The 11,948-nt window shown below is 54.5% G+C and carries 11 protein-coding genes; 1 reads left to right on the forward strand and 10 read right to left on the reverse strand.

Annotated elements, in window-relative coordinates; translation table 11 throughout:
* The first annotated feature begins 48 nt into the window (after positions 1-48).
* Positions 49-375: a biofilm peroxide resistance protein BsmA gene (bsmA, locus tag K5Y30_RS10800; RefSeq protein WP_222185339.1), complete on the forward strand. Its 327-nt coding sequence runs from the start codon at positions 49-51 to the stop codon at positions 373-375.
* On the opposite strand, the gene K5Y30_RS10805 is transcribed toward bsmA, so the two are convergent.
* From K5Y30_RS10805 to hfq, 10 genes are all read right to left on the reverse strand, one after another.
* Positions 349-1,977: an isovaleryl-CoA dehydrogenase gene (locus K5Y30_RS10805; RefSeq protein ID WP_222211380.1), complete on the reverse strand. Its 1,629-nt coding sequence runs from the start codon at positions 1,975-1,977 to the stop codon at positions 349-351. The genes bsmA and K5Y30_RS10805 overlap by 27 nt on opposite strands.
* An 83-nt stretch (positions 1,978-2,060) precedes the next feature.
* Positions 2,061-2,795, reverse strand: a complete 735-nt coding sequence (gene rlmB, locus K5Y30_RS10810) for a 23S rRNA (guanosine(2251)-2'-O)-methyltransferase RlmB (protein ID WP_222185337.1) — start codon at positions 2,793-2,795, stop codon at positions 2,061-2,063.
* A 108-nt stretch (positions 2,796-2,903) separates the two neighbouring features.
* On the reverse strand, positions 2,904-5,354 hold the full coding sequence (rnr, locus tag K5Y30_RS10815; RefSeq protein ID WP_222211382.1) for a ribonuclease R: 2,451 nt from the start codon (positions 5,352-5,354) through the stop codon (positions 2,904-2,906).
* Positions 5,355-5,370: 16 nt separating this feature from the next.
* Positions 5,371-5,814, reverse strand: coding sequence for a nitric oxide-sensing transcriptional repressor NsrR (nsrR, locus tag K5Y30_RS10820; protein WP_008103609.1), 444 nt, complete (start codon positions 5,812-5,814; stop codon positions 5,371-5,373).
* A 191-nt stretch (positions 5,815-6,005) separates the two neighbouring features.
* Positions 6,006-7,304 (reverse strand): adenylosuccinate synthase, encoded by a 1,299-nt coding sequence (locus K5Y30_RS10825; protein WP_008103611.1) that lies wholly within the window; start codon positions 7,302-7,304, stop codon positions 6,006-6,008.
* A gap of 180 nt (positions 7,305-7,484) precedes the next feature.
* Positions 7,485-7,682, reverse strand: a complete 198-nt coding sequence (locus K5Y30_RS10830; protein ID WP_008103612.1) for a DUF2065 family protein — start codon at positions 7,680-7,682, stop codon at positions 7,485-7,487.
* Positions 7,683-7,739: 57 nt separating this feature from the next.
* On the reverse strand, positions 7,740-8,744 hold the full coding sequence (gene hflC, locus K5Y30_RS10835) for a protease modulator HflC (protein ID WP_101762865.1): 1,005 nt from the start codon (positions 8,742-8,744) through the stop codon (positions 7,740-7,742).
* Positions 8,745-8,747: 3 nt separating this feature from the next.
* Positions 8,748-9,983, reverse strand: coding sequence for an FtsH protease activity modulator HflK (hflK, locus tag K5Y30_RS10840; protein ID WP_176970566.1), 1,236 nt, complete (start codon positions 9,981-9,983; stop codon positions 8,748-8,750).
* A gap of 226 nt (positions 9,984-10,209) precedes the next feature.
* Positions 10,210-11,490: a ribosome rescue GTPase HflX gene (hflX, locus tag K5Y30_RS10845; protein WP_222211384.1), complete on the reverse strand. Its 1,281-nt coding sequence runs from the start codon at positions 11,488-11,490 to the stop codon at positions 10,210-10,212.
* A gap of 80 nt (positions 11,491-11,570) precedes the next feature.
* Entirely contained in the window at positions 11,571-11,888 is a 318-nt protein-coding gene (gene hfq, locus K5Y30_RS10850) for an RNA chaperone Hfq (RefSeq protein WP_101762863.1), read from the reverse strand.
* Positions 11,889-11,948 lie beyond the last annotated feature (60 nt).

Raw genomic sequence — 11,948 nt, forward strand, 5'->3', positions numbered from 1 at the left:
CAGGAAGATGGCTTACACTTGAGCCATCTTACTGCTTCAGGAGTTGCTATGCGTACTCTCTATTTGGCCTTAACGCTGCTGCTCAGCGGCTGCGCCGCTTTCACCACTACGCCACAAGCTCCGCCGCCGCCCACGCAGCACGCGCAGGAGATTTCACGCGCGCAGAGTATTGGCCTGCCGAAGCTCGGCACTATCACTACCACCACACGCGGCTCGCCGGATGATGCACAGCGCGCTATCGCCGCGAAAGCCAACCAGGCGGGCGCGGTTTACTATCAAATTCTGATGCTGGATGAGACCACCATCCCCAGCTTCTGGTACGCCACTGCCATTCTGTATGGCGCGCCGTCAACCGGCGCTGCAGCGCAACAGTAAGCGCGTGCAGAGATCGTCGCTTAATGCCCGTGTGCCGCGCAGATCAAGCTGCTGCTGACACCAGCCATCGGCCAGCGGCGGCTCTGCCACTTTCAGCAGAATCGCGGCACTTGCCAGCTGCAGTAACTCGCGCGTGATTTCTCGCGCCTGCCCTTCACGCGGGTTCGCGAGCTGCAAGCGTAATTGCCGCCAGCGGCGATCAAAGTGACGATTACTGCCCTTCACCGCCTCAAACTCATCGTGCAGCATGGTCATCACCTCGGCGTGACGACCGAGCACCCGCATGACATCCAGGCACATCACATTGCCGGCGCCTTCCCAGATACTATTCACTGGCATCTCACGATAAAGACGCGGCAGCTCGCTCTCTTCGCAATAGCCAATGCCGCCCAACACTTCCATCGCTTCTGCCACAAAAGGCATGCCCGCCTGGCAGATCACAAATTTGGCGGCGGGTGTGAACAGACGTGCGTATAAGCGCTCATGATCGCTGGCCGGTGTTGACCAGGCGCGCGCCAGCCGCAGCAGCAGTGCGGTTTGCCCTTCCAGCTGCAGCGCCTGTTGCGCCAGCACCGCGCGCATCAGCGGCTGATCGATAAGGTTCTTGCCCATCACCTGACGCTGCTGCGCATGGTGTACGGCAATCGACAGCGCACGACGCATCTGTCCGTGGCTGGCCAGCGCGCAGTCGAAGCGCGTCATGCCGCCCATCTTGAGGATCAGCCGAACGCCGTCGCCCTCTTCGCCCATCAGCCAGCCGAATGCATCCTGAAATTCCACTTCAGCGCTGGCGTTGGAACGATTGCCGAGCTTGTCTTTCAGTCGTTCGATGCGAATGGCGTTGCGCGAGCCATCCGGCAGCAAGCGGGGCATGAAGAAGCAACTTAGTCCTTGAGAAGTCTGCGCCAGAATCAGATGCGCATCGCTTTGCGGGACCGAGAAAAACCATTTATGGCCGGTGATCCGATACGCTTCGCCCGCCCCGCGCACGCCAAGCGGTTCGGCGCGTGTGGTGTTGCTCAACACATCGGTGCCGCCCTGTTTTTCCGTCATGCCCATGCCAATCAGCAGGCCGCGTTTCTTATTGCCCGGCAGATGATGCGCATCGTAACGATCGCTGAGCAGCGCTTCGCGCCAGTCAGCGTAGGGTTCGGGCAGATGATTTTGCAGCAACGGAATGGCGGCGTGCGTCATGGTCACCGGACAGAGCGAGCCGGCTTCCACTTGGGCATGCAGGATAAATCGTGCGGCACGCGCCACCATCGCCTGTGGCTGCACGTCGGGCTGCCAGCTGAGATTGTGTAGCCGGCTGGCGCACAATCCCTGCATCAGCAGATGCCAGGCGGGATGAAAACGCACCTCGTCGAGGCGTTCGCCGCGCGCGTTGTAGCGCAGCAGTTCCGGCGCTTCGATGTTAGCTAAGCGGCCTAACTCAAGGGATTCGGCGCTGCCGAGTTGCAAGCCAACGGAAGCCAGCCATTCGCGATCCCAGCTGGCACCTTCGCGTGCAACGGCCTCGCACAGGGCGATATCGCGCGTGAACAGGTTGCTGTTGCTGAGCGGATCGGGCTGATTGAATACGGTGTGAGTGGTCCAAATCATATAACGTCCTCCTCATACTCATTTTTCAAGTATGAAGAGGATGTGCAGTTATGCCTGGCCTGGAAAATTTTTTGCGGCGGGGATCACGCCTGACGCTGACGTACGGCTTCGAACAAGCACACGCCGGTGGCAACTGACACGTTGAGTGACGAGACGCTGCCTGCCATTGGGATGCTGATCAGCTCATCGCAATGTTCACGCGTTAAACGACGCATGCCTTCACCTTCTGCGCCCATCACCAGCGCCATTGGGCCGGTCATTTTGCTTTGGTAAACGGTGTGATCGGCTTCGCCTGCGGTGCCAACCACCCAGACGTGGTATTCCTGCAGCAAGCGCAAGGTGCGCGCCAGGTTGGTGACGCGAATCAACGGCACGTTTTCCGCTGCGCCGCTGGCCACTTTCTTCGCGGTGGCATTCAACGGTGCTGCACGGTCTTTTGGCACGATGACCGCATGCACGCCCGCGGCATCCGCGCTGCGCAGGCAAGCACCAAGGTTGTGCGGATCGGTAACGCCATCCAGCACCAGCAGGAACGGCTTCTCAAGGCTCTGCAGCAGATCCGGTAAATCACCTTCCTGATACTGCTTGCCCGGCTTCACGCGCGCCACGATGCCCTGATGCACACCGCCTTCAACCTGGCTATCGAGCCATTGACGGTTCGCCACCTGCACCGGGATTCCCTGAGCTTCCAGTGCGAGGATCAGCGGCTGCAGGCGACGATCTTCGCGGCCTTTAAGGATAAAGACTTCCTGAAAACGCTGAGGATCACGCTCCAGCAGCGCCTGCACGCTATGAATACCAAAAATTATTTCACTCATTACTTTGCTCAAGGTTGGATTTAGATCGTTGAATACGGAGATTCAGGTGCGCAGGAATGCGCACCCTACAACGGTTTCGTCAGGTCGCCCTGCAAGGCGACCAAACTATCAGGCTTCGTCAGGCTGCTTCTTCGACGCGCGCTTAGACTTGGTGGCGGCGGCGATTTTACGGGTTTTCTCGGAGACTTTTTTGCCTTTTTTCTCGGTTTTAGCCGGTTTTTCAGCAACCGCAGGCTTTTTCTTCTCGCTGCGGAACGCTGAATCAGGTTCGAAAGTGCCCTTCTTGCCGGCATCACGACGACGCTTGGCTGGCGGTTTGCCACCGCGTTTCTCACGCTCACGTTCGGTTTTGCCTTCGCCGCGCGGTACACGCTTGCTGGAGATCAGCGCGAAGTCGATTTTACGCTCGTCCATATGCACGGCTTCAACCCGCACTTCCACCGCATCGCCCAGACGATAAGTACGGCCGCCGGATTCACCAATCAGACGCTGACCCACCGCATCGAAGCGATAATAGTCGTTATCCAGCGAGGAGACGTGCACCAAACCATCGATAAACAGTTCGTTAAGACGCACGAAGAAACCAAAGCCGGTCACACTGGAGATCACGCCGTTGAACACGTTGCCAACCTGATCCTGCATGAAGTCACACTTCAGCCAATCGGCAACATCGCGCGTGGCTTCATCAGCACGGCGCTCGGTCAGTGAACAGTGCTGGCCCAGCTGCAGCATCTGCTGCATGTCGTAGTGATAGCCGCCGGTCGGCGTGGTGATGCCATCCACTTCGCCGCGCTCTTTTGCCAGCAGATATTTGATGGCGCGATGCAGCAGCAAATCCGGGTAGCGGCGAATCGGCGAGGTGAAGTGCGCGTACGACGCCAGCGCCAGGCCGAAGTGACCCCGGTTTTCAGGATCGTAAACCGCCTGTTTCATCGAACGCAGCAGCATGGTTTGCAGCATTTCTGCGTCTGGGCGATCGGCCACTTGCTTCAGCAAGGCGGCATAATCGGTCGGGTGTGGCTTAGTGCCACCCGGCAGGCTTAAGCCCAGCTCGTTCAATACGGTACGGAAGCTTTTGATGCTGTCTTCGCTTGGACGATCGTGATCGCGGAACAGCGCAGGCTCTTCATTTTTCTCAACAAAACGCGCCGAGGCGATGTTGGCGAGAATCATACACTCTTCAATCAGCTTATGCGCATCATTGCGTGAGGTGCGCTCAACGCGCTCAATGCGACGCTCGGCGTTGAAGATGAACTTGGGTTCATCGGTCTCAAACGAAATGCCGCCACGCTGCTCACGCGCGGTTTCAAGCACCTGATACATGTTGTGCAACTCGTGCAGATGAGGAACCTGCGCCGCGTAGTGTTCACAAAGATCGGCATCACCTTGCAGAATGTTCCACACTTTGTTGTAGGTCAGTCGCGCATGGGAATTCATCACCGCTTCATAGTGTTTGAAACCGGTAAGTTTGCCGCTGGAGGAGATGGTCATCTCACACACCATGCACAAACGATCAACTTGCGGATTCAGCGAGCATAAGCCGTTGGAGAGAATCTCCGGCAGCATCGGGATAACCTGCGACGGGAAATAGACCGAGGTGCCGCGCTGATGCGCTTCATCGTCCAGCGGCGTGCCCGGACGTACGTAATAGCTGACGTCGGCAATGGCCACCCATAAACGCCAGCCACCGCCGCGCTTCTTCTCGCAGAAAACCGCATCATCAAAGTCACGCGCATCTTCACCATCAATGGTGACCAGCGGCAACTTACGTAAATCAACACGTCCCAGCTTCGCTTCTTCCGGTACTTCTTCTTTCAGCTTAGCGATCTGCTTCTCAACTTCTTCCGGCCATGTGTGCGGGATTTCATGGGTGCGCACCGCCATATCGACCGCAAGGCTGGTGCCCATATCGTCACCCAGCAGCTCGGTCACTTTACCGATCGCTTTGGTGCGACGCGTCGCACGTTGGGTGATTTCAACCACCACCACTGAACCCATACGCGCGTTAAGCGTTTCTTCTTGCGGGATCAGGATGTCGAAACTCAGGCGGCTGTCATCCGGCACCACAAAACCGGTACCTGCATCGGTAAAGTAGCGGCCGACGATCTGGCTGTTACGTGGCTCAAGCACGCGCACCACGCGCGCTTCACGACGACCTTTACGATCGGCGCTGCCTGGCTGCGCCAGAATCACGTCGCCGTGCAGGCAGAATTTCATCTGCTCAGCAGAGAGATAGAAATCATCTTTCTGACCTTCTACGCGCAGGAAGCCATAGCCATCGCGATGGCCAATCACTTTACCGCGAAGCAGATCAAGACGTTCTGGCAGGGCGTAACATTGACGGCGAGTAAACACCAGCTGGCCATCGCGCTCCATGGCGCGCAGACGACGACGCAGCGCTTCCAGCTGCTCTTCGCTGGTGATATTCAATTCCTGCGCGATGTCATCGCGGCTGGTCGGCTTTTCGCGTTTTTCCAGCAGTGCCAGAATAAATTCGCGGCTTGGAATTGGGTTTTCGTATTTTTCAGCTTCTCTATCCTGATAAGGATCTTTTGACATTACGGTTCCTCCGATGTCATTTAATTTGGATTGCCACCGGCGGTTCGGACAATAAAAGTTGGTACAGCGAATCGTTATCTTTGACCAAATCGGCCAGCGTATACTTGTCCAGTTCCTTGAGGAATAGCTGGACCGCATCGTGCAATGCTTTACGCAAACGACAGGCTGGCGTGATCACACACTCGTCGCAGTTCACGAGCTGCAATGGCTCCATTCTTCGCACCACATCGCCAATGACGATTTTTTCCGGGTCCATGCCTAAACGAATTCCGCCGTTTTTACCGCGTGTTGCGGCGACAAAGCCAGCCCGGCTAAGTTGATTGATGATTTTAACCATATGGTTACGCGACACCCCGTAGGTATCGGTGACTTCGGTAATGTTGGTCTGCTTACCTTCCGGTAACGTCGCCATGTAAATCAGGGCACGCAGACCATAATCGGTAAAACTTGTTAGCTGCACATATACCTCAGTGAATCATCGAACGTTATGGTTATGCGCCGGTCGGCGTGATGTATAAATATGATGATAAACCAGAGCGTGGTGGCCGGTGCGTTTTTTTCCGGCAAGTATCGATATTTGCAAGAAAAAATAGAGTGAGTGGAGTCAAAGATTAGAAATACAAAGGCCGGACAGAGTCCGGCCTGAGGAGATTATGCGTCGAACGGGTCGCGCAGAATCATGGTCTCACTGCGGTCTGGGCCGGTAGAAATAATATCAATCGGCACACCGGTCACTTCTTCTACACGTTTGATGTAGTCACGTGCAGCTTGCGGCAAACCTTCCAGCGTCTTAACGCCGAATGTGGTCTCGCTCCAGCCTGGCATGGTTTCGTAAATCGGCTCAATGCCTTCCCAGCCTTCAGCTGCCAGCGGCGTGGTGGTCATTTCGCGGCCATCTGGCATGCGATAAGCGACACAGATTTTCACTTCTTTCAGGCCATCCAGCACGTCCAGTTTGGTCATGCAGAAACCTGACAGGGAGTTGATCTGTACGGCACGGCGAACGGCAACCGCATCCAGCCAGCCGGTACGACGACGACGACCGGTGGTCGCGCCAAACTCGTTACCTTGCGCACACAGGAACTCGCCGGTTTCGTCGAACAGTTCGGTCGGAAATGGACCGGCACCCACGCGCGTTGAGTAGGCTTTCACGATACCCAGCACATAATCAACATAGCGTGGACCAATACCTGAACCCGTCGCTACGCCACCGGCGGTGGTGTTTGAGGAGGTCACGTACGGATAGGTTCCGTGGTCGATATCCAGCAGCGTACCCTGCGCACCTTCGAACATGATCAGGTCGCCACGCTTGCGCGCGCCGTCCAGCAGATCGGACACATCAACCACCATGCTGGTAATGATATCGGCAACCGCCAGCGTATCACTCAGCACTTTTTCGTAGTCAACTGCGTCGGTTTTGTAATAGTTAACCAGCTGGAAGTTGTAGAAATCGACGATCTCTTTCAGCTTCACCGCAAAGGTTTCTTTGTTGAAGAGATCGCTCACGCGCAGACCGCGACGTGCCACTTTATCTTCATAGGCAGGACCGATACCGCGACCGGTGGTGCCGATAGCTTTAGCGCCACGCGCTTTTTCGCGCGCCACATCCATTGCTACGTGGTACTGCAGAATCAATGGGCAGGCTTCAGAGATCAACAGACGTTCACGTACCGGCACACCGCGCTCTTCCAGGCCTTTCATCTCTTTCATCAGCGCTTCAGGCGACAGTACAACGCCATTACCAATGATGCTGGTGACGTTTTCACGCAGGATGCCAGATGGAATTAAGTGGAGGACGGTTTTTTCACCGTTGATGACAAGTGTGTGGCCTGCATTATGGCCACCTTGGTAACGCACGACGTAATTCGCGCGCTCTGTCAGAAGGTCTACGATCTTACCTTTACCTTCGTCACCCCATTGGGTGCCCAGTACGACGACGTTCTTACCCATTTTTTCAAAATCACCGATTGCTTAAAAATGGATTCTACCACCTGACTTTTACTCTTTCAGCACTTTTAGCATACGATTGCGCTGTTTTTTGCCTGAGTTTTGCTCAGCTCACAACATGTTGGGGGAACAACGACCAACAGACACAATTGAGTCGGGCGGCCTCACACAAATTTACGAAGATTAGCGCGCATGCATGCTGATCATGGCGTAAATCACCACGCCGGCCACTACTAAACCGCCACCAAAACGATGTAAGAGACGATCGGGCAACTGCGTCATCGCCAGAATCATCCGCCGCCATGCGCGTGGCATAAACATCGGTCCAAGTCCTTCCAGCACCAAAACCAAAGCCAGCGCCATCCAGATGGTTGAATTCATGATTTTTTCCCAAAAAAAAGGCCGACAACATTGTCGGCCTGGACTTTATATCAGTTCTTAACGCGTGGCGTTAGAGGGTGCTTTCATATAGCGGAAGAAATCGCTATCCGGGCTCAGCACCAGCACATCCTGATTGTCTGAGAAGCTATTCTCATAGGCACGCAGGCTGCGGATAAAAGCATAGAAATCCGGATCCTGGCTGAAGGCATCAGCAAACAGTTTTGCCGCTTCACCATCACCTTCACCGCGCGAAATCAGCGCTTCACGCTGTGCTTCTGCCAGCGTACGCGTGACCTGATAATCGGCCTGTGCACGCAGTTTCTCTGCCTCTTCCTGACCTTGTGAACGCTGACTACGCGCTACCGCTTCACGCTCAGCACGCATACGGTTGTAGATCGCGTCAGAGACTTCAGTCGGCAGGTTGATCTGCTTGATGCGCACGTCGACAACTTCAATACCTAACGCAGCCATGCTGTTCGGGTTTGGTGCCGGCTCACTACTGTTGGTTTCACGTTCTACACGTGCTGCCGCACTCGCAATCGCATCATCCGCTGCTGGCGTCTGAACGTCATCATCATTGCCAGCGCTGCCGGTGTTCAGGGCATCACGCACGTCGGTGGTTAAACGGCCACGCGAATCGGTCACGATGTCTTTCACATCCAGACGACCCATTTCAGAACGCAGACGGTCACTGAACTTACGTTTCAGCAGCACTTCTGCCTGAGAAACGTCGCCACCACCGGTTGCCAGGTAGTAACGGCTGAAGTCACTGATGCGCCACTTGATGTAAGAATCAACGATCAGGTCTTTCTTCTCTTTGGTAACAAAGCGGTCAGCCTGGTTATCCATGGTCTGAATGCGCGCATCCAGTGATTTCATGGTTTCGATAAACGGAATTTTGAAATGCAGACCCGGTGCGTACACCAGCGGTTTGTTTTCGTCATCACGCAGAACCTTACCAAAGCGCAGCACGATGCCGCGTTGGCCTTCCTGCACCACGAACAGTGACGCGTAAAGCACCACCAGCACTACAATAATTACGGCGATGATTGGCTTACGCATCGATTACTCCCTCCCCTGGCGCTGGGTATCGTTGCGCAGCGCATTGGCGCGACGCTGATCCATGATGCTGTCTGGACTGTAAGATGAAGAATCTCCACGGCTCGCATTACTATCGGACGACGAAGGAGACTTCATTAAATTAGTCATTTTCTGACCGCCCTGGCCAGATGCCTGACCACCACGCATCAGTTGATCCAATGGCAGAACCGTCAAATTATTACCACGATCGCTGATCAACACCTTGCGGGTATGACTCAGCACACGTTCCATGGTTTCAATGTAGAGACGCTCTTTCGTGATTTCTGGTGCAGCTTTATATTCAGGCAACAAGCGAGCAAAACGTGCTACTTCACCCTGCGCTTCTAACACCGTACGTTCTTTGTAAGCACGCCCCTCTTCGAGGATACGTTGCGCCTGACCATTAGCACGCGGCTGAACTTCGTTCGAATAAGCTTCAGCTTCACGAACGTACTGTTCACGGTTTTCACGCGCGGCAATCGCATCATCAAATGAGGCTTTTACTTCTTCCGGTGGACGCGCCGCCTGGAAGTTGACGTCCAGCAGGGTAATACCCATGTTGTACGGACGAATGGTCTCATCGAGCTCACGCTGAGTTTCGCTACGCACCACGGTACGACCTTCCGTCAGGATGCGGTCCATGGTTGAGCGACCAATAACGCCACGCAAGGCGCTGTCGGTGGCCTGACGCAGGCTGTCATCGGCACTGGTCACGGCATACAGATAACGCTCAGGATCGGTCACGCGGTACTGCACGTTCATCTCAACGCGCACTACGTTCTCATCCGACGTCAACATCACTCCAGACGCAGCCAGTTCACGTACGGCTTCTACGTTTACGGCGCGAACCTGATCGACGAAAGTCGGTTTCCAGTTGAGGCCTGGCTCAACCAGATGGCTAAATTTGCCAAAGCGCGTGACGACGCCACGTTCCGCTTCTTTGATGGTGTAGAAACCGCTAGCCGCCCAGATAACGACTGCCGCTACGGCAACAATGCCAACCACTTTGCCACCGCTACCGCCGCTGCGCTGGCCATTGTCATTCTGTTTGCCACCGCCCAGTCCGCCGAGTTTTTTACTCAACTTTCGGAAGATATCATCCAGATCAGGTGGTCCCTGATCGCGACCTCCTTTATTTCCCCCAGAGTTGCCGCCTTGATTATTGCTGCTTCCCCACGGGTCGCGGTCCTGTCCGTTATTTCCGGGCTGATTCCACGCCATGTTTCTACTCCATTTATTGTATTTACGTTTTTTACCCTTCATCTTTCGGATTGCAGCTTCGTTGGCTGCCTTCGTTCACCCCAGTCACTTACTGATGTAAGCTCCTGGGATTCACTCAGTTGCCGCCTTGCTGGAATCCGAAATATTCGGGTAAATCCTGCACATACGGCCTGCAACGATAATGACGACAATCTAAAAGATATTGAGTAAAGGCGTTTGGGCAATTTCAAACAATATAACTGGCTAGCGACGGCTCTTGTTTACACAGACGACGCCAATCAACTATCGGCATACGCACGTGCAAACTCACACAACCATCATCTTCATTCCATTCTTTTTCTATAGCATGCAACTGATAAAAACGACTGCGCAAACGGCCCGCTTCCGGCGGCAGACGTAAATCGTACTGCGCGATTTCACCGGCTAAACGCTCAGAGAGCGCCTGCCACAGCAACGGCAGACCCACGCCGCTCTGTGCAGATAACCACACACGAATCGGCTGGTTCTCTTCGTTGCGATCGATACGCGGCACAAAGTCCTCAAGCATATCGATTTTGTTCATGATCAACAGCGCCGGAATTTCGTCGGCTTCAATCTCTTCCAGAACTTCATTTACCGCATCAATGTTGTCATTCACGCGCAAATCGGCAGCGTCAATCACATGCAGCAGCAATGTCGCCTGACGCGTTTCCTGCAGCGTGGCTTTAAACGCCGCGACTAAGTCGTGCGGCAAATGACGGATAAAACCAACGGTGTCTGCTAAAACCACTTCACCCACATCCGCCACATTCAAACGGCGCAATGTCGGATCCAGTGTCGCGAACAGTTGATCCGCTACGTACACATCCGCAGTGGTAATCGCGTTGAACAGGGTGGATTTACCGGCGTTGGTGTAACCCACCAGCGAAACGGTTGGCACGTCAGCTTTGGCACGCGCTTGTCTGCCCTGATCGCGCTGTTTTTCGACGCGTTCAAGACGGGAGAGAATCTGACTGATACGGCCACGCAGCAAGCGTCGGTCCGTTTCCAGCTGAGTTTCACCCGGACCACGTAAACCGATACCGCCTTTCTGGCGTTCAAGGTGTGTCCATCCGCGAACCAAACGGGTTGCTAAATGGCGTAGTTGTGCCAGCTCGACCTGCAATTTACCCTCATGGGTGCGGGCGCGCTGGGCGAATATATCGAGAATTAAGCCGGTGCGATCGATTACGCGACATTCGCACAGCCGTTCAAGATTACGTTCCTGAGCAGGAGTTAAGGCATGATCGAATAAAACGACCGATGCTCCACTCGCTTTTACCGCATCGGCAATTTCAACTGCCTTTCCTTCACCGACAAAATATTTGGGATGTGGCGCTTTACGGCTGCCCGTAATGACTTGCAGCGCTTCAACGCCCGCAGAAGAGACAAGAGTTTCAAACTCCTGCAAATCTTCCAGCTCTTTGTCTTGGGAGAACCAGATGTGTACCAGTACGGCCTGCTCACCGGCATCATAACGGTCAAACAAGCTATAACCTCGCTAAAATAAAATAACCAGGACAGGAAAACGTGCTCGTTCTCCAGCCCTGGCTTTACGGCAGCGCAAAATTATTCTGCGTTATCGCCGTCTTGTTGTGGCTGCGACTGAGCGCTTTGATTGCTTCCGCTGTGATGATAGTTGCTGCTACCACCGCTGCCGCCCGCGTTATTGCTATGGTGCGACACTGGACGAGAAGGAACCACTGTAGAGATGGCGTGCTTATACACCATCTGGCTGACCGTGTTTTTTAACAGAATGACGAACTGATCAAAGGATTCAATTTGCCCTTGCAGCTTAATACCATTCACCAAATAGATCGAAACCGGTACACGTTCACGACGCAATGCGTTCAAAAACGGGTCTTGTAAAGATTGCCCCTTAGCCATTCTATCTTTTCCTTATATGCTTGTTGTTTGTTGCTTTAAGAACCGTGGTTCAGAAAAACT

Origin of the sequence: Pantoea sp. DY-5, assembly GCF_019795955.1 — a bacterium.
In the GTDB taxonomy this organism is placed as follows: Bacteria; Pseudomonadota; Gammaproteobacteria; order Enterobacterales; family Enterobacteriaceae; genus Pantoea; species Pantoea leporis.